General features: G+C 68.1%; 20 protein-coding genes and 1 tRNA gene. 10 read left to right on the top strand and 11 right to left on the bottom strand.

Annotated features, from left to right (window positions below; all coding sequences use genetic code 11):
• Window position 1 precedes the first annotated feature (1 nt).
• Window positions 2-382, bottom strand: coding sequence for a nuclear transport factor 2 family protein (locus tag HD599_RS00180; RefSeq protein ID WP_184232519.1), 381 nt, complete (start codon window positions 380-382; stop codon window positions 2-4).
• Between the two features lie 91 nt (window positions 383-473).
• Here HD599_RS00180 and HD599_RS00175 point away from each other — a divergent pair, with 91 nt between their 5' ends.
• On the top strand, window positions 474-1,334 hold the full coding sequence (locus HD599_RS00175; RefSeq protein ID WP_184232517.1) for a helix-turn-helix domain-containing protein: 861 nt from the start codon (window positions 474-476) through the stop codon (window positions 1,332-1,334).
• Between the two features lie 10 nt (window positions 1,335-1,344).
• Here HD599_RS00175 and HD599_RS00170 read toward each other — a convergent pair whose 3' ends face one another.
• The gene (locus tag HD599_RS00170; protein ID WP_184232515.1) at window positions 1,345-1,722 is read right to left on the bottom strand and encodes a nucleoside triphosphate pyrophosphohydrolase family protein; all 378 of its coding nucleotides are present in this window, start codon (window positions 1,720-1,722) and stop codon (window positions 1,345-1,347) included.
• Window positions 1,719-2,471, bottom strand: a complete 753-nt coding sequence (locus tag HD599_RS00165) for an alpha/beta fold hydrolase (RefSeq protein ID WP_184232513.1) — start codon at window positions 2,469-2,471, stop codon at window positions 1,719-1,721. Before HD599_RS00165 ends, HD599_RS00170 begins: the two co-directional genes overlap by 4 nt.
• A gap of 163 nt (window positions 2,472-2,634) precedes the next feature.
• Between HD599_RS00165 and HD599_RS00160 the strand changes: the two genes are divergently transcribed.
• Window positions 2,635-3,234 (top strand): acyl-CoA-like ligand-binding transcription factor, encoded by a 600-nt coding sequence (locus HD599_RS00160; protein ID WP_184232512.1) that lies wholly within the window; start codon window positions 2,635-2,637, stop codon window positions 3,232-3,234.
• A 10-nt stretch (window positions 3,235-3,244) separates the two neighbouring features.
• On the opposite strand, the gene HD599_RS00155 is transcribed toward HD599_RS00160, so the two are convergent.
• On the bottom strand, window positions 3,245-4,258 hold the full coding sequence (locus HD599_RS00155; protein WP_184232510.1) for a saccharopine dehydrogenase NADP-binding domain-containing protein: 1,014 nt from the start codon (window positions 4,256-4,258) through the stop codon (window positions 3,245-3,247).
• Window positions 4,259-4,319: 61 nt separating this feature from the next.
• Window positions 4,320-4,931 (bottom strand): TetR/AcrR family transcriptional regulator, encoded by a 612-nt coding sequence (locus HD599_RS00150; RefSeq protein ID WP_184232508.1) that lies wholly within the window; start codon window positions 4,929-4,931, stop codon window positions 4,320-4,322.
• A gap of 164 nt (window positions 4,932-5,095) precedes the next feature.
• Between HD599_RS00150 and HD599_RS00145 the strand changes: the two genes are divergently transcribed.
• Together HD599_RS00145 and HD599_RS00140 are read left to right on the top strand one after the other, a co-directional pair.
• Window positions 5,096-6,148, top strand: a complete 1,053-nt coding sequence (locus HD599_RS00145; RefSeq protein ID WP_184232506.1) for an aldo/keto reductase — start codon at window positions 5,096-5,098, stop codon at window positions 6,146-6,148.
• A 5-nt stretch (window positions 6,149-6,153) separates the two neighbouring features.
• Window positions 6,154-7,515 (top strand): MFS transporter, encoded by a 1,362-nt coding sequence (locus HD599_RS00140; RefSeq protein ID WP_221420406.1) that lies wholly within the window; start codon window positions 6,154-6,156, stop codon window positions 7,513-7,515.
• 51 nt (window positions 7,516-7,566) lie between these two features.
• On the opposite strand, the gene HD599_RS00135 is transcribed toward HD599_RS00140, so the two are convergent.
• Window positions 7,567-8,106, bottom strand: a complete 540-nt coding sequence (locus HD599_RS00135) for a YbhB/YbcL family Raf kinase inhibitor-like protein (RefSeq protein ID WP_184232504.1) — start codon at window positions 8,104-8,106, stop codon at window positions 7,567-7,569.
• Window positions 8,107-8,171: 65 nt separating this feature from the next.
• A complete protein-coding gene (locus HD599_RS00130) occupies window positions 8,172-8,393 on the bottom strand; it encodes a hypothetical protein (RefSeq protein ID WP_184232502.1) in 222 nt (73 codons plus the stop codon).
• Between the two features lie 81 nt (window positions 8,394-8,474).
• On the opposite strand from HD599_RS00130, the gene HD599_RS00125 reads away from it, so the two are divergent.
• Window positions 8,475-8,699 carry a hypothetical protein gene (locus HD599_RS00125; RefSeq protein WP_184232500.1) on the top strand — a complete coding sequence of 75 codons (225 nt, stop codon included), beginning with the start codon at window positions 8,475-8,477 and terminating at the stop codon, window positions 8,697-8,699.
• Between the two features lie 564 nt (window positions 8,700-9,263).
• On the opposite strand, the gene HD599_RS00120 is transcribed toward HD599_RS00125, so the two are convergent.
• Window positions 9,264-9,354 (bottom strand) — tRNA-Ser (locus HD599_RS00120).
• 128 nt (window positions 9,355-9,482) lie between these two features.
• Here HD599_RS00120 and HD599_RS00115 point away from each other — a divergent pair.
• From HD599_RS00115 to HD599_RS00100, 4 genes are read left to right on the top strand one after another with little or no spacing between them, the layout of a single operon-like run.
• Complete coding sequence (locus HD599_RS00115) at window positions 9,483-10,745, top strand: efflux RND transporter periplasmic adaptor subunit (protein ID WP_184232498.1); 1,263 nt, start codon at window positions 9,483-9,485, stop codon at window positions 10,743-10,745.
• Window positions 10,745-11,476, top strand: coding sequence for an ABC transporter ATP-binding protein (locus tag HD599_RS00110; RefSeq protein WP_184232496.1), 732 nt, complete (start codon window positions 10,745-10,747; stop codon window positions 11,474-11,476). The genes HD599_RS00115 and HD599_RS00110 overlap by 1 nt, the downstream gene beginning before the upstream one ends.
• Complete coding sequence (locus HD599_RS00105) at window positions 11,473-12,690, top strand: ABC transporter permease (RefSeq protein ID WP_184232494.1); 1,218 nt, start codon at window positions 11,473-11,475, stop codon at window positions 12,688-12,690. The genes HD599_RS00110 and HD599_RS00105 overlap by 4 nt, the downstream gene beginning before the upstream one ends.
• 39 nt (window positions 12,691-12,729) lie before the next feature.
• Window positions 12,730-13,269, top strand: coding sequence for a DUF5666 domain-containing protein (locus HD599_RS00100; protein WP_184232492.1), 540 nt, complete (start codon window positions 12,730-12,732; stop codon window positions 13,267-13,269).
• A gap of 52 nt (window positions 13,270-13,321) precedes the next feature.
• Here HD599_RS00100 and HD599_RS00095 read toward each other — a convergent pair whose 3' ends face one another.
• The gene (locus HD599_RS00095; protein ID WP_184232490.1) at window positions 13,322-13,882 is read right to left on the bottom strand and encodes a GNAT family N-acetyltransferase; all 561 of its coding nucleotides are present in this window, start codon (window positions 13,880-13,882) and stop codon (window positions 13,322-13,324) included.
• A gap of 102 nt (window positions 13,883-13,984) precedes the next feature.
• Here HD599_RS00095 and radA point away from each other — a divergent pair, with 102 nt between their 5' ends.
• Window positions 13,985-15,343, top strand: a complete 1,359-nt coding sequence (gene radA, locus HD599_RS00090) for a DNA repair protein RadA (protein WP_184232488.1) — start codon at window positions 13,985-13,987, stop codon at window positions 15,341-15,343.
• Between the two features lie 85 nt (window positions 15,344-15,428).
• On the opposite strand, the gene HD599_RS00085 is transcribed toward radA, so the two are convergent.
• A complete protein-coding gene (locus HD599_RS00085) occupies window positions 15,429-15,608 on the bottom strand; it encodes a hypothetical protein (protein WP_184232486.1) in 180 nt (59 codons plus the stop codon).
• Window positions 15,609-15,720: 112 nt separating this feature from the next.
• Complete coding sequence (locus tag HD599_RS00080; protein ID WP_184232484.1) at window positions 15,721-15,984, bottom strand: YtxH domain-containing protein; 264 nt, start codon at window positions 15,982-15,984, stop codon at window positions 15,721-15,723.
• Window positions 15,985-16,011 lie beyond the last annotated feature (27 nt).

The following is a 16,011-nucleotide window of genomic DNA, read 5'->3' as shown; positions in this document are numbered from 1 at the left end:
GTCAGACGCGTTCGGTGTTCAGCATCACGAACCGGCTGCAGCGTCCGGTCTCGTCGAAGGTGACAGTCCAGACGTTGTCGAAGTCGCCGAGCTCCGTGTAGTGGCCGATGCCGGTGATGACGACGGTCGACGCCTCGACGCTGGCGATCGACCATTCGAACGTCCAGCCTCCCTGCTGCCAATCCCATCGGCTGCGCCATCCATCGACGATCTCGTCTCGGCCGACCCACTCGGTGTCGTACGGCGACTCGTGGTACTCGGCGTCCTCGGTGAAGAGCGCGGCGATGTCCTTGCGGTCGTTGGTGGTCCACGCGAGCAGGTAGGCGTTGACCCACTCGGTGATCGACTCGGTTCTGGGCTGCGTTGTCGTTGTGTTTGTCATGACTCCATCGTGTGCGCGGCCGCCAGAAGCAAACAGGGTGCGGTGCTCCCCGTCTCGCGCCGGCCGGAGGCACCGGGACTAGGTTGGACGAATGCAACCTCTCCCCGGCAACGCACTCGGCGATTTCCTGCGCGCGAGCCGTGGCAAGGTCGCGCCCGCCGACGCGGGATTCTCGGGCGACCGGGAGAACCGCCGGGTGCCCGGCCTTCGCCGCGAAGAAGTCGCCGGGCTGGCGGGCGTAAGTGCCGACTACTACACGCGGTTGGAGCAGGGGCGCGAGCGCGGCCCGTCCGCCCAGGTGCTCGACGCGATCGCGCGGGCGCTGCACCTCGACGCCGATTCGCGCGGGCACCTCTTCCGGTTGGCAGGGATGACTCCGAGCCTTCGGACCGGCACTTCCCGCGACCTCCTGGACCCCGCGCTGCTGGCCCTGCTCGACTCGTTCCCCGCTGCGGCCGCGTACGTGCTCGGGCCGTCGTTCGATATCCTCGCAACCAACGGCCCCGCGGCCGCGCTGCTGTCGCCCTTCGCGGAAGCCGGCGACGACGCCCCGGTCAACATGGTGCGGGTGCTGTTCCTGCACCCCGACGCGAAGACCGTGTTCGTCGAGTGGGACTCGGTGACCCGCGCCACGGTGCACGCCCTGCGGCTGAACGCCGGCATCGACCCGTCGAACCGCGCCATCCTGACCCTGGTCGACGAGATGCTGGTGGTGGACGCCTTCCGCGCGCTGTGGAACGACCAGACGGTCGGCGGCCTCGCCCGCGCCTACAAGGTCTTCGTGCACCCCTCGGTCGGGCGCATCGAGCTCGTCTATCAGACGTTCGACGTGCACGACGCTCCGGGACAGCAGTTGCTCGTCGGCACGCCCGTCGCCGGCAGCGCCAGCGCTGATGCACTGGCGCTGCTCGGTGCCCTGCACGCGACGGCGCTGCGCGACGTCGACGCGTAGCGCGCTCCTGCTACGACGGCTGCGACTGCCCCGCGGACCCGATGGCCGCCGCGAGCTCGCTCTCGATTCGGTTCATCGTCGAGTCGAACGCATCCGCCATGTCGATCCCGAGACGGTCGGCTATCACCAGCACCCACCACATCGACTCGGCGAGCTTGTGCTTCAGCTGGGCCGTCACATCGCCGTCGGTCGTCCACGTGCCGTCATTCGCGAGAACGAGGCGCCCGACCGTGCCGACGTCGTTGGCGAACCCGAGCATGAGCTCGTGCAGCGACCACACCCTGCCGTTGATCCGCAGTTCGAGGATCTCGTAGAGCGCGCGGATCTCGAGCGCCCGGGTGGCCGCCGTCTGCACAGCGGCGTGAACCGGTTGTCCCTCGGAGCTCATGCGGCCTCGCTGACGGCGCTCATCCCGAGGCTGAGCGCAGCCTCGCGGATGACGTTCGCGACCTCCCGCGGATTGCTGACCATCGAGAGGTGACCTGCCTCGATCTCGGCCAACGTCGATCCAGCGCGGGTCGCCATCCGCAGCTGGAGCGCGAGCGGGATACTGCCGTCGAGCGTGCCGGCGACGTACCACGACGGCAGCGACTCCCAGGCCTGCCCGGCGGCGGCAGGGGCGCCGACCGCGGCGAGGGTGATGGGGCGTTGCTTGGCGTAGAACTCCGTCTGGAGTTCGGGCGACAGCCCGGTGGCGAAGGCCGGTTCGAATGCACCCCGCTTGATGTAGAGATCGACATCTCCCGCGGGAGCGTCGGGATACGGCACCATGTCGAAGAGCTGGCCGGGATCGACCGGTCCGGCGCTGCCGAGCAGGTCGAGCAGGCTTTCACCGGAGGCCGGAACGAAGGCGTTCACGTAAACGAGGCCGCGAACCCGTGGGGTGCGGAGCGCCGCGGCGCCGAGGAGAGCGCCTCCGTAGGAGTGACCCACGAGCAGGACCGGGCCTTCGGTTCTGGCGTCGATGAATCCGGCGAGATAGTCGGCATCGCCGTCCAGCGAGCGCAGGGGGTTCGCGAACTCGACGACGTCGTAGCCGTCCTCGCTCAGCATCCCCTGCACCCGTCCGAACGAACTCGCGTCCGTCCACGCTCCGTGAACAAGGACGATGGTCGGTGTGGTTGTTGTCTCAGTCATGACTTCTTCTGCCCTTGGGTGTGATTCGGAACCAGCCGGATGGCCTGTCCTGCGGATCATGTAGTCGTCCCAACCGGCGTGGGTGGCGTTTTATGCCCGCTTTGGCAGCCTCTGCCATATTTGTTAGGATCGAGGGAGAGAAATCGAACGAAAGACGACGCGAATGAACGACGCGACACCCTCGCGGGACGACCTGCGATCCATCGCCCGACAAGCCGTCAGAGCCGAGATCACCCAGCGAGCCATTGCCCTGCTGGACGAACGCGGCTTCGACCAGACCACGGTCGAGGAGCTCTCGGCCGCGGTGGGCATTTCGCCACGGAGCTTCTTCCGGTACTTCCCGAATAAAGAAGACGTCGCGATCGGCGACCTCATGCCCATGGGTGACCTCGTAGAGAAGGCGCTCCTCGAGCGGCCCGAGGACGAGACAGCGTGGGCCGCGTTACGCGCAGCGCTCGGACCACTCGTGCGCATCGCCGACAGCGACCCCGACAACGTCCGCCGCTCGACACGCGTCGCGTTGAGTACACCCGGGCTCCGGGCGAAGACGATCGAACGACACACCGCGTGGGCGGCCGTCCTCGCCCCGATCGTCGCGCGTCGCCTCGACGGCACGGGCGAACGAGCAGCGATGGCCGCGGAGGCGATCACGCAGAGCGCCCTCGCGTGTCTCTACGTGGCCACCGCGGCCTGGTCGTCGGGCTCCGACCAGTCGTATTCGCGCCTACTCGACGAGGCGTTCGACGCCGTGGCGCAGCTCTGAGGCAGTCCGCCTACAGGTCGATGAACACGCTGTCGCCGATGCTGGTCAGCAGGTCGGCGCCGTACGCCGACGCCGGCGTCTGGAATCCGGGTACGAAGTCGCCCGCGAGCACCCGGGAGACGATCTCGACCGCGGCCAGCTGGGTGAACCCGTATCCGGTGGGGGTATCGACGATCCCCTCCGCGCTCGACCCGTCGCTTCCGACGACCTTGGCGTAGACGCGCGCGCGGCCGATCGCACGGTCCGCCGCGTCCGGCCCGGCGGGTGTGTTCTCACCGGCGATCTCGCTCGGGGCGGGGATCCCGCCGGCGATAAAGACCTCGATGTTCGGGATGGCGGTGGACTTCCACCCGGTCACGAGATCGCCCATCGGCGCCGGGGTAACGTCTTCGGGGCCGAAGCCGAAGTCGACCTCGCGGGGCTCCGCGTCCTCGCGTCGGGTGATGGCGCCGTCCACTCTGACCGAGCCGGTGTAGTCCGCGAACCCCGCGGCGCTCGTGATCGAGCCCTGCGAGAAGAGCAGCGGGATCCGCTCGCCGGGAGTGCCGACGAAGATCTTCAGAGCGAGCATGAGCGAGACGGGATCGGTGACCCGGGCCGCCGTACGCGCGGCGAGGGTGTCGCTGGGCACGACGTCCCACCCGGTGCCGCTCATCACCATCGCGCCCGCCGTGATCGCCGCGGCGTCCGCGGCTTCCGAGTGCAGGAACGCCCCGAGCTCTGCCGTCGTGTCGAGGTAGTGCACGCCCAACTCCAGCGCCGCGGCGAGCAACGGAGCGGCGGTGATCGCGAACGGTCCCGCCGCGTTCAGCACGACGGTGATGCCGCGCAGGCCCTCGCGGGTCGCTTCGGAGTCGGCGAGGTCGAAGGCGCGGCCGTCCACGCCGAGCTCGTCGGCGAGTCGTGCCACCTTCGCGGCGTCGCGGCCCGCGACGATCGTCGGAAGGCCTCGTCGCACGGCCTCCCGAGCGACGAGTTGTCCGGTGTAGCCAGTGGCGCCGTAGATGAGAACGGTGGTGTTCATGATTTCTCGCTTTCAGTAGTGATCACTACTGAAAGCCTCGGCCGGGGTGGGCTATTCCCGATCAGCGGGAAACGAGTGCGCGCAGGGCAATCTCCGCCACGGTGCGCAGCTCTGCCCGCTCGACGCCGTCCGCGGCGCGCACAGCGATTCCGTTGCTGACGCTGGCGAGGTATTCGGCGATGCTGGCCGGGGTCATCCCCTTGAGATCGAACCCTTCGATGTCGCGACCTTCTTCGATCCGCGCGGTGAGCCGGTCGAGGCCCTCGTCGCGCTTCACGGCGACGAAGTCGCGCACCTCGTTGCCGGCGGGCGTCAAGGCGGTGCGCGAGCCGCCGATCTGCACCGACATACAGCCGTGGGGGCGGTCGTCGCGCGTCATCGAATCCACCGCATCGAGCAGGTACGCCCGGAAGACGTCGGCCAGGCGCGCCTCGCCCAGGGCGCGCACGGCGTAGGCCATGTCGACGGCGAGATAGCGGGTGAATGCCTGCTCGAACAGCGCTCGCTTGTTGCCGAAGGCCGCGTACATGCTCGTGGCGGTGATCGACATGGCGCCGGTGAGCTCGGTGAGGCTCGCGCCGTCGTAGCCCTCGCGCCAGAAGACGTCGATCGCACGGTCGAGTGCGACTTGGACATCGAATCCCCGCGGGCGCCCTCGCGTCACGACCTCCATGGCTGCTTCCTCTCCTGCTCCACGAGCTTAAGCGGAAATCGCCGCGCGATCGCGGTCGCGCAGGCAAATCCCCTAGGCCGGCCGAGGCAATGTGCGTCGCCGAGGAATAAACGACCCCCGCCGAGGTTATTCAGTAGTAATCACTACAGAAACGAAGGATCACCATGCGCTACACCAGCTTTGGCCGCCGCTCCGGTCTGCGAGTCTCCGAATACGCACTCGGCACCGGCAATTTCGGCACGGCCTGGTCGAGCGGAGTCGACACCACCGACGCCCACGCGATCTTCGACCGTTTCGTCGACGCCGGCGGCACCTACCTCGACACCGCCGCCATGTACCAAGGCGGACAGTCGGAATCGATGCTCGGGGACATGCTCGCCACGACGCGCGACGAGTTCGTCATCTCGTCCAAGTACGGACTCGGCAACCCCGAGAAGACCGACCGCACCAACAACGGCGCCTCTCGCAAAGCGATGATGTCGTCCGTCGACGCGAGCCTCCGACGTCTCGGCACGGACTACCTCGACGTGTTCTGGGTGCACTTCCCCGACGCGTTCACCCCCGTCGACGAGATCCTGCGCGGACTCGACGACCTCGTGCGCGCCGGCAAGATCCACCACGGTGCCCTGTCGAACTTCCCGGCATGGCGGGTCGCGCTCGCCGCCAAGGAGGCCGACCTCCGCGACTGGGCACCCGTCGTCGGCATCCAGACCGAGTACAGCCTCGCCGAGCGCGGGGCGGAGAACGAGATCCTGCCGATGGCCGAAGCCTTGGGGCTCGCGGTGAACCTGTGGTCGCCGCTCGCCGGCGGCCTGCTCACCGGCAAGTACCGCACCGGCGACGAGGGCCGCAAGACCGACCCCAGCCGGTTCGTCTCCGAGGCCACCGCCCAGACCACGGCGACCATCGACGCGGTGCTCGCCGTCGCCGCCGAAACCGGCGCCAGTGCGGCCCAGGTCTCCATGGCCTGGCTGCGCGAGCGAGGCAACCGGTCGTCGACCGCCATCGTGCCGATCATCGGCCCGCGCACCATGGCACAGCTCGAGGACTACCTCGGCGCACTCGACGTGACGCTGACCGCCGAGCAGTACACCCGCCTCGACGAGGTCAGCCTTCCCGCGCTCGGCGTCTCCCCCGAAATCCAAGCGATGACGCGCACCGCGATGCTCGACGGCGAACCGGAGCGGTTCATCCTGCCCACGACGCCGGTGATCTAGTACCCGTGTTCCGCAACCGATCGACCGGGGTCGCGACCGCCGCGATTCTCGCGCTGCAGTTCATGTTCGCCTTGGACTCGCAGGTGATGACCGTCGCGCTGCCGACCATCCAAGATGATCTGGGGTTTAGTGCCTCGGGCCTGACGTGGATCCCGAACGCCTACGCGCTCGCCTTCGGCGGCTTCATCCTGCTCGGGAGTCGGCTCGGCGACCGGTTCGGACGCGTGCGCATGTTCGCGATCGGTGCCGGACTCTTCGTCGTGGCCTCGCTCATCGGCGGGCTGGCACCCGACGCCGGGTTGCTGGTGGCCGCCCGCGTCGCCCAGGGACTCGGCGCGGCGCTGGCCGCGCCGAGTGTGCTGGCGCTGATCTCGACCATGGCGCCGTCGCCCGCCGCACGTGCCCGGGGTCTCGCGTACTTCACGGTGATGTCGGCGATCGGGGCATCGTTCGGCCTGATCCTCGGCGGGATCCTCACCGACCTCGCCTCTTGGCGCTGGGGGCTGCTGGTCAATGTGCCGATCGGGATCGTCGTGATCGCTATCGTCGTACGTCTGGTGATGAACGAGTCACATCCGCAGACCGGCAGATTCGACATCCCAGGTGCAATTCTGGCGACGCTCGCGTCGGTGACCCTGGTCTGGGCGTTCCTCAACACGGCCGACCATGGCTGGGCGACCGCCGGTACCGCGATCTCCTTCGGCGTCGCCGCGGTGCTGATCGCGCTGCTCGTCGTCGTCGAGCGGCGCACGGCCAGTCCGCTCATTGCGATCCACCTGCTCGCCGACCGCGCCCGCACGGGAGCTCTCGTCAACATGGCGCTGACGAGCGGGGCGCACTTCGCGATGCTCTTCCTGATCGCGCTGTACCTGCAGCGCACCCTGCACTTCAGCCCGCTGCTGGCCGGCCTCGCGTTCCTTCCGCTCACGGTCACGGTGTTCGTTGTCACCCGCTGGGTACCCGGATGGGTGTCGCGATTCGGCACGCGTGCCGTGCTCGTCGCCGGCGGCGCGCTCGTCGCCCTGAGCTTCGTGCTCTGGGCGGGTCTGAACGGTTCGAGTTCGTATGTCGGCGTCGTCATCCCGCTGCTGGTGCACGCTGCCGGCGTCGCGCTGATCTTCACCGGCGGCACCCTCGCCGCGATGGACGGAGTCGCCGACTCAGACGCTGGAGCGGCGTCAGGGATGCTACAGATGTCGCAGCAGCTCGGCGGCGCACTCGTCGTCGCCGTCGTCGTGTCGGTCTATGCGGCCAACGCGGTTCCGGACGAGTTCTTGCCCGGGCTCCCGATTGCGCTCCTGACCGGCGGCCTCGTCGCTGCGGCGGCCGCGGTGATCGCACTGGTGACGACCAGACGGCGGGCATAGCGAAGGCCGCCCCTCGCGGGGCGGCTTCCGTCGTTGCTCTATAGGGCGTCTTTACGCGGGGATCTCGCCGGTCGCCACGAGGGTGGCGCGGCCGAGGATGTGCGAGGCGATGTTGAAGCCGAGGAACGCGGGCGTTCCCTCGGCCGGCACACCGATGTCCTCGACATCCAGCGCGTGCACGGTGACGAAGTAGCGGTGTTCGCCGTGCCCGGCGGGCGGCGCTGCGCCGATGAAGCGCGCGGCTCCCCCGTCGCCCGACAGCTGGAACGCGCCATCCGGAAGCCCGGAGCCGCTGTCGTCGCCGGCGCCCTCGGGCAACTCGGTGACGGCAGCGGGAATTCCCACGACGGCCCAGTGCCAGAAGCCCGACATCGTCGGAGCGTCGGGGTCATAGACCGTGACCGCGAAGCTCTTGGTGCCCTCGGGAGCGCCGCTCCAGGAAAGCTGGGGCGAGACGTCCTCGCCGCCGGGCACGCCGAACGCGCCGGAGTACTGGGCCGCGGCCCACGGCTGGCCGTCGATGACGGTGGTGCTGGTGACGGTGAAGTCGGGCACCTCGGGCAGGCGCGCGAACGGATTGTTGGAAGTCATGGAGGCGAGTTTACGTCGCGGCGCTGCGACGTTGCTGGCGGGTGCTCGTGACGCCAGGGCTCGTTCTATTCCCCAGGCTTTGATCGACCTCGCCACGCGAGACCGAGGCCGTAGACAAACAACCCGAGCCCGAGAGGGGTGAGGAACAAGAAGATGCCAGCTTGGCCTGGAACCGGGATCTCAAAGCGTGCGATGAAATAGAAGACGATTGCGCCGACCACCATCAGCGCTGCCCCGCCTGCGATCCATCGCCGCGCTTGCCCGCGGTCTTTGGATTCGACGCTCATCGTGTTCCCCCTCGGCTGCCACCGGTGGACTCGGCCTGCCGGCAGTTTCTACACCCGCTCACACTGCGCGAGACTCTCCTTATGGGAAAACTGACGAACGCGCCGTGGCACTGGTGGCTGAACATGGTCGTTCTCATTCTGGGGCTCACCCTCTTCGTCCTCAATTTCGCGCTGGGCTGGGATCAGAAATGGATCGCGCTCGGCGCTCCCGTGATCACGTTGGCGTCATCGGCGTACTCGTTCCGGCTGCTGTGGACGAAGTCCGACCCTGCGCGCGCACGAGGCGAACGACAGGAACAGGCATGAGTCGTGTCGCCGCGCACCTCGCTTACCGAATGACCAGGACTCAGGGATGGCTGATGGCCGCCACTTCGGGTCTCCTCTTGGCAATTGGCGCCCTGAACCTCGTCGTCAATACGCTCGTACTAGGTAGCTGGCTTCCCCTCATCCTGTCGATGATCTACCCGTTTGTGCTGGGCGTGGCGAGCATCCGGAAGCCTCGAATGTCACCGGAGAAATCCTGATCCTGCGACAGGGCCTGGTTCAGCAAGTCGTCCGATGTGTCAGTCAGAGACCTCGACGAGCCATCCATCGGTAGACGAAAAAGGCGACGATCCCGAGAACGACGAGACCCAACCCCATGTACAAGAACGCGGGATCGCCACTACCGCTCGGAGCGAGCGCGAGCCCGCCCTTGACTGCCATGCCGATCCCCACAGCGACAGCCAGCCAGGGCATCGCCAGGCGGAGTGGTCCGTAGCGCCACTTGTACCGTGATGGTCCTGTCTCGCGCGTCATCTTCCCATTCTCCAAAAACACCAAACGCCACGCTCGACAGAAATTCGGTCAAGCGTGGCGTGGTGGTAAAGCTGGCGGAACCGGTGGGATTTGAACCCACGGTGGGCTCAACACCCACACAACTTTTCGAGAGTTGCACCTTCGGCCGCTCGGACACGGTTCCAAGGACGATCTTAGTACAGGAATCGCCCGCATCCAGAATCGAGGGCCTGAGAGCACGCGAGAACCCCTCACGGCTGTTTCACAGGATCGCCCTAGAGGCCGCATAGACGCCTCGGTCACCCTGCGGTCATGAAGATTTCCCGCCCCGTGCTCATCAACACGTCCCTCGGAGTCGTGATCGCAGGCGCCATCGCAGCCGGCCTGATCATCCTGCTCCCCGCCCAGGCCAGCAGCTCCACCGAGGCCACCCAGCTGACCTCGACCGTGCAGCAGGGTGTCGTGAGCAGCACGATCACCGCGAGCGGCTCCGTCGCCGCGGTGCGGGAAGTCAGCGCCAACTTCGCCGTCAGCGGCACCGTCGCCACGGTCGACGTGGCACTCGGCTCGTCGGTCACGGCGGGCCAGCAGCTGGGAACACTCGTCACGACCGACCTCGATAAGGCAGTGACGGATGCCGCAACCGCGGTCACCCGCGCCAAAGCCGACCTCGTCACGGCGAACGAGGCCGTCACGACCGCGGAAGCCGCCGAGGCCGCAGCTGCGGTCGCGGCATCCACGGGCCAGGGTGGTTCGTCCGGCAGCTCGGCGCAGTCGGTCGCGAGCGCCGAGTCCGCGGTCACCGACGCGAGCGACAAGGTCGACGACGCCAACGACGCACTCGTCACCGCGCAGAACAACCGCGCCGCCGCGATCCTGGTCTCCCCGATCAACGGTCTCGTCACCGCCGTCGGCGGGCTCGTCGGCAGTGCCAGCGGGTCGAGCAGCTCGAGCACGACCACGGGCGGCACCACGACCACGTCCAGCGGCTTCGTGACCATCGCCGACGTCTCGCAGATGACCATGACCGCCGCCATCGCCGAGGCCGACATCGCGCTCGTCGCCGTCGGCCAGACCGCCACGGTCACGTTCCCGGCCCTCACCGACGTCACGACCACGGCCACGGTGACCGCGATCGCGCCCACCGGCACGACGAGCAACTCCGTCGTCACGTACTCCACCACCATCACGCTCGACACGATCCCCGAGGGACTGCGGCTCGGCCAGACCGCCGAGGTGACGATCACCACGGTCAGCTCCGCCGAGGATGCGCTCTATGTGCCCACCGCGGCCATCACCACCGCCACCGACGGAACGTCGACGGTCGATGTGGTCGGCGACGACGACGAAGTGACGACCACCACGGTCGAGCTCGGCGTCGCCGGAGACTCCGGTACCGAGATCACCTCGGGCCTCGAGCTGGGTCAGACCATCGTGCTCGGCGAAGTCGCGGCATCCACCGGCGACGACGCGACCGAGGAGATCACCCAGCAGGGCGGCTTCGGCGGAGGTACCGGCGGCTTCACCGGCGGCGGAACTCCTCCCACCGGCGGCACCTTCCCCGGCGGAAACTGATGAGCCTCGTACTCGAGCTGGACGAGATCCAGCAGGTCTACGGCGAGGGCGAAGCCGCGGTACACGCGCTGCGCGGCATCAACCTGGCCGTCGAAGCCGGCGATTACGTCGCGATCATGGGCCCCAGCGGTTCGGGCAAGTCCACGCTGATGAACCTGCTCGGCTGCCTCGACATCGCCTCCCACGGCACGTACTCGCTCGCGGGCCACGACGTGGCGACGCTGAGCGAGAACGAGCTCGCCACGGTGCGCAACGAGGAGATCGGCTTCGTCTTCCAGTCGTTCAACCTGATCTCGCGCATGTCCGCCCTGGCGAACGTCGAGCTGCCTCTCGTCTACGGCGGCGTCAAGCGCGCCGAACGCCGGGAGCGCGCACTCGCCGCGCTCGAGGCCGTCGGCCTCGGCGAGCGCTCCGACCACCAGCCGCAGCAGCTATCGGGCGGACAGCAGCAGCGCGTGGCGATCGCCCGCGCGCTGGTCACCAACCCGACCCTGGTGCTGGCCGACGAACCGACCGGTAACCTCGACAACGAGTCGACCGACGAGATCCTCGGCATCTTCGACGACCTCGCGGCGCAGGGCCGCACGATCGTCATCATCACCCACGAAGACCCCGTGGCCGAGCGCGCCCACCGTGTCATCACCATCAGCGACGGCCTCATCATCGCCGACCGCCTGAACAGCCACGCGCCCCAGCTGGGCGCAGCGACAACGCGGGCGGTGCGCGCATGAAGCCCTTCGAGATCCTGATCTCCGCGCTCCGCGGCGTCACGGCCAACAAGCTCCGCTCCGTGCTGACCCTGCTCGGGGTCATGATCGGCGTCGCGTCCGTCATCCTGCTCCTCGCTGTCGGCAACGGCTCGGCGCAGGAGGTCAAGAGCGCGATCTCCGGCCTCGGCGCCAACACCATCACGGTGCGGGCGAGCGGCATGGGCGGCGGGGGAGCGCAGGAATCCACCGCCGCGAGCACCGAGAAGGTCATCACGACCGCGGTGAGCGACCAACTCGCCGCCGCCGATCTCGGCCACGTGGCATCCGTCGTGCCCCAGGTCAGCACGAGCCTCACGGTGTCGTCGACGAATGCCTCGAGCGACAGCGTCAGCATCATCGGCACGACGACCGGCTACTTCGACGTCGGCACGACCGGCGTCGGCACCGGCGAAGCCTTCACCGAGGCCGAGGTCACCTCGTCGTCCAAGGTCGCCGTCATCGGGCAGACCCTCGCCACGACCCTCTTCCCCACCGGATCGGCGCTCGGCGAATCGATCGTGGTCGACGGCACCCCGTTCACCGTGGTCGGCGTGCTCGAGAACCAGAGCAGCACCGGCACGACCGACGCCAACTCGGTCGTCATCGCCCCGATCACCCGCATCCAGAAGTCGTACACCGGCTTCGGTGCGGTCTCGACGCTGTCGATCGAGGCGATCGATTCAGATTCTGTGGATGCCGCAGAGGCCGAGGTCGAGATCATGCTGAACCAGCTGCTCGGGCAGACCGAAGACGACGAGAGCTACTCGATCAGCAACCAGACCTCGCTGCTCGAGACGCAGGAGGAGAGCGCCGACAGCTTCACCGTGCTCCTCGGTGTCGTCGCGGCGATCAGCCTGCTCGTCGGCGGCATCGGCGTCACCAACGTGATGCTCGTGTCGGTGACCGAGCGCACCAAGGAGATCGGTATCCGCAAGGCGCTCGGCGCCACCCGCGGTGCCATCCTCGGCCAGTTCCTCGCCGAAGCCGCGACCCTCACCCTGCTCGGCGGTGTGCTCGGTGTCGGCGCCGCCCTCATCGGCGCGAACTACGAGATCTACGGCACACAACCCGTGGTGCTCGACTACTCCATCCCGCTCGCCCTCGGCGTCTCCGTCGCCATCGGCGTGTTCTTCGGCGTGTATCCGGCGGCGCGAGCCGCGGCGATGCGCCCGATCCAGGCCCTCCGCGCTATCTAGTCCCCCTAGTCCCCCTCCTGACCAAACGAAGGAATCACAATGTCTGACCCCAAGAAGACCCTCCCCGCGTCATCCACCACCACCTCGACCGAGGCAGCCCCCAAGAAGAAGGCGACCCGCTTCGTCACCCCGATCCTCGCGATCGTCGCGGCCGTCGGCATCGGCGTCATCGGCGGCGTGCTGATCGGCCAGAACACCGCGTCGAGCTCGCAGGCCGCGGGCGGCTTCAGCGGCGGCGAACGACCGGATGGCGCGGCCGGCACCACCGGCGAGGCCCCGACGGGCGGCGGCATGGGCGGGTTCACCTCCGGCACGGTCACCGCTGTCGACGGCTCCACCGTGACCCTCGAACTCACCGACGGTTCCACCGTGACCGTGACGACGACGGATGACACGACCGTGACCACCACCGAGGAGAGCACCGTCGACGCCCTGGCCGAGGGCGACTCGCTCACCGTCGTCGGCGAGGCAGACGACGACGGCAACGTCACCGCCACCTCGATCTCCGAGGGCGCGATCGGCTTCGGCGGGGGCATGGGCGGCGGAACTCCCCCGACCGACGACACCGAGACCGAGTAGTCGCCACTACGACACGGGGTGCGTCCATCACGGACGCACCCCGTTGTCGTTGCTACTCGCTGACGAGTTCTGGTTCGGCCTCGGTCACGGGCTCGACGACGCGGGCGTTCTCGCGCTCCAGCCGGAACTCGGTGAGGTACGAGCCGAACATCAGATTGGCCCGGCTGCGCTCGCCCTTGCCGCGGGTGGCGTGCACGATCTCCGGGCGGAAGCCACGGCGGCCGTAGAACTTGCGGGTGACTTTGTGCCGCTCCCAGACCCACATGTAGTCGGGGTCGGCCGTCGCCAACAGCTCGGCGCCGACGCCCTTCGTGCGCGCCGACGGCGTCACGTAGATGAAGTAGAGCTCGGTCTTCTGTTCGTCGCCCGGTTCGCGGCCCGGGCCGATGCCCGCGAAGCCGACGATCTCGTGGTCGATCTCGGCGACCCACTGCTTGTACGGGTCACCGCGCGAGACGAACTTCTGCCAGAGCATGGCCATCATGTCGGGACTCAGCTGTTCGAGTACGTCGTGGTGCAGTGCACGGGGGAAAAGTTCTCCCCAGCACGTGGAATGCAGTTTGCCCAGCACGGCAGCATCTGTGTGCTCCGCGCGACGAATTGTTGCCCCCATGGCCACACGATAGTAAAGAAACGTACCCGTAACGTTTCGCCAATGTAACGAGCGAATACCGGCTCGATAACGACCGTCGGTGGCTACGCCTAGGCTGTCGGCATGGCCCGAGTCACCACGAACTACCGCTGCACCGAGTGCGGCTGGTCGAGCATCAAATGGGTGGGCCGCTGCGGCGAGTGCCAGGCGTGGGGCACGGTCGTCGACCAGGCAGAAACCGTCGGCCTTGCGAGCCGTTCCGTCACCCCCGTCAAGATCTCCGATGCCCGCTCCGCGCGGCCGATCACCGAGATCGGTGCCGAGTCGGTGGCGCACTGGCCGAGCGGTATCGCCGAGTTCGACCGCGTACTCGGCGGCGGCATCGTGCCCGGCGCCGCGATCCTGCTCAGCGGGGAACCCGGCGTCGGCAAGTCGACCCTGCTGCTCGAGGTTGCCTCGCGCGCCGCGGCCACCGGCCAGCGCGTGCTCTACGTCAGTGCCGAAGAATCGGTGAGCCAAGTGCGGCTGCGAGCGCAGCGCACCAACGCCCTGCAGCCCACGCTCTACCTCGCCGCCGAGACCGATCTCGCCACCATCCTCGGCCAGATCGACCAGGTCGACCCGCAGCTCGTCATCGTCGACTCGGTGCAGACCGTCTCGTCGTCGATGTCCGACGGGCTCGCGGGCGGACCGTCGCAGGTGAAGGAGGTCGCATCGACCCTCATCCGCGTGTCGAAAGACCGCAACCTGCCCGTGCTGCTCGTCGGCCACGTCACCAAAGACGGCTCGATCGCCGGGCCCCGCCTGCTCGAGCACCTCGTCGACGTCGTGCTGCAGTTCGAGGGCGACCGCCAGACCGCGCTCCGCTTCGTGCGCGCGCACAAGAACCGGTTCGGCCCCACCGACGAGGTGGGCTGCTTCGAGATGACCGGCGACGGCATCGCCGAGGTCGCCGACCCCTCGGGTCTGTTCCTCTCGCGAGCGCGGCTGCCCGTGAGCGGCACCTGCGTCACGATCGCGGTCGAAGGCCGGCGCGCGCTGCCCGTCGAGGTGCAGGCGCTCATCGTGAAGAGCGGCGCCCCGCAGCCGCGACGCGTCGTCAACGGCGTCGACGGATCGCGCGTGGCCATGCTGCTCGCGGTGCTCGAGCGGCGGGCCGGCATGAAGCTGTCGGAGGTCGACGTTTACGTCTCGACGGTGGGCGGTATCCGCGTCACCGAGCCCGGTGCCGACCTCGCCATCGCCCTGGCCATCGCCAGCGCGTTCGCCGACAAGGCCTTCCCGATCACGCAGGCGGCGGTCGGCGAGATCAGTCTCGCCGGCGAGGTGCGTTCCGCATCGTCGGCGAAACAGCGCATCACCGAGGCCCGACGCCTCGGCTTCACGACGTTCATCGACTCCGAGGCGGTCCACCTGCGCGAGGCGCTGCGACAGGCCTTCGCGAGCTCGACGGTCGAGCGGGTGGACGTGCCGCAGTTCTAGTCGTTAAACGCTAATCGAGCCTGTCGAGATCATCACCCCGGGTACACCGCGGGGATGGTCTCGACAGGCTCGACCGGCCTAGTTGCTACTCGTCGTCTTGGTCCTCGCCCACGGGCGTGCCGTCGCGCGAACCCTGGCTCGCGAGCGGCGCGTTCGGCGCCTCGCCCTCGTAGCCGGGCTCGTCGCTCGACTCCATGTCGCGGGCGTTGGTGACGCGGTTGCCCTTGACGAGCGCGTCGGGGTTGTGGTCAGCGGGATCGGTCACTTCTCCGGCTCCTCCGGTGCTCCGCCCGATACGGTATCGGGCGCCGACTCCTCGGCCGGTGTCTCGGTCTCGGTCTTCGGGTCGGGGGCGGGCTCGCTGCCCGGGTTGCCGCTCACGAGGTGGACCCCGCGGGTGCCTGCTCCTCGGACGAGTCCGCGGTCGCCTTCACGCTGTCGACCGCGGCCGCGCCGAGGTCGTGCACGGTCGGTGCCTTCTCCTCGACGAAGTCGTCGACCTTCTTGACGGTGCGCTGCACCTCGGGGTTGCCCCAGAGATCCTGCACTGCACCCTTGATGCGTTCGTACTGCTTACGTCCCGCGGCAGAGCCGACGACGTAGCCGGCGGCAAAGCCGACGACTAACCAAAATTTCGACACGTTGCTTTCGCTTTCTGTTGGTGGATG

Source organism: Conyzicola lurida (assembly GCF_014204935.1).
GTDB lineage: Bacteria > Actinomycetota > Actinomycetes > Actinomycetales > Microbacteriaceae > Conyzicola > Conyzicola lurida.
Note: the sequence above shows the minus strand (reverse complement) of the source record. Positions and strands in the feature narration are given on the sequence as shown.

Bases quoted from the DNA above. Each gene is read 5' to 3' on its own strand.
- HD599_RS00180 (WP_184232519.1), bottom strand. From the start codon at position 382: ATGACAAACACAACGACAACGCAGCCCAGAACCGAGTCGATCACCGAG.
- HD599_RS00155 (WP_184232510.1), bottom strand. From the start codon at position 4,258: ATGAACACCACCGTTCTCATCTACGGCGCCACTGGCTACACCGGACAA.
- radA (WP_184232488.1), top strand. From the start codon at position 13,985: ATGGCCCGAGTCACCACGAACTACCGCTGCACCGAGTGCGGCTGGTCG.
- HD599_RS00100 (WP_184232492.1), top strand. From the start codon at position 12,730: ATGTCTGACCCCAAGAAGACCCTCCCCGCGTCATCCACCACCACCTCG.
- HD599_RS00150 (WP_184232508.1), bottom strand. From the start codon at position 4,931: ATGGAGGTCGTGACGCGAGGGCGCCCGCGGGGATTCGATGTCCAAGTC.
- HD599_RS00115 (WP_184232498.1), top strand. From the start codon at position 9,483: ATGAAGATTTCCCGCCCCGTGCTCATCAACACGTCCCTCGGAGTCGTG.
- HD599_RS00130 (WP_184232502.1), bottom strand. From the start codon at position 8,393: ATGAGCGTCGAATCCAAAGACCGCGGGCAAGCGCGGCGATGGATCGCA.
- HD599_RS00095 (WP_184232490.1), bottom strand. From the start codon at position 13,882: ATGGGGGCAACAATTCGTCGCGCGGAGCACACAGATGCTGCCGTGCTG.
- HD599_RS00145 (WP_184232506.1), top strand. From the start codon at position 5,096: ATGCGCTACACCAGCTTTGGCCGCCGCTCCGGTCTGCGAGTCTCCGAA.
- HD599_RS00160 (WP_184232512.1), top strand. From the start codon at position 2,635: ATGAACGACGCGACACCCTCGCGGGACGACCTGCGATCCATCGCCCGA.
- HD599_RS00165 (WP_184232513.1), bottom strand. From the start codon at position 2,471: ATGACTGAGACAACAACCACACCGACCATCGTCCTTGTTCACGGAGCG.
- HD599_RS00125 (WP_184232500.1), top strand. From the start codon at position 8,475: ATGGGAAAACTGACGAACGCGCCGTGGCACTGGTGGCTGAACATGGTC.
- HD599_RS00170 (WP_184232515.1), bottom strand. From the start codon at position 1,722: ATGAGCTCCGAGGGACAACCGGTTCACGCCGCTGTGCAGACGGCGGCC.
- HD599_RS00135 (WP_184232504.1), bottom strand. From the start codon at position 8,106: ATGACTTCCAACAATCCGTTCGCGCGCCTGCCCGAGGTGCCCGACTTC.
- HD599_RS00110 (WP_184232496.1), top strand. From the start codon at position 10,745: ATGAGCCTCGTACTCGAGCTGGACGAGATCCAGCAGGTCTACGGCGAG.
- HD599_RS00105 (WP_184232494.1), top strand. From the start codon at position 11,473: ATGAAGCCCTTCGAGATCCTGATCTCCGCGCTCCGCGGCGTCACGGCC.
- HD599_RS00175 (WP_184232517.1), top strand. From the start codon at position 474: ATGCAACCTCTCCCCGGCAACGCACTCGGCGATTTCCTGCGCGCGAGC.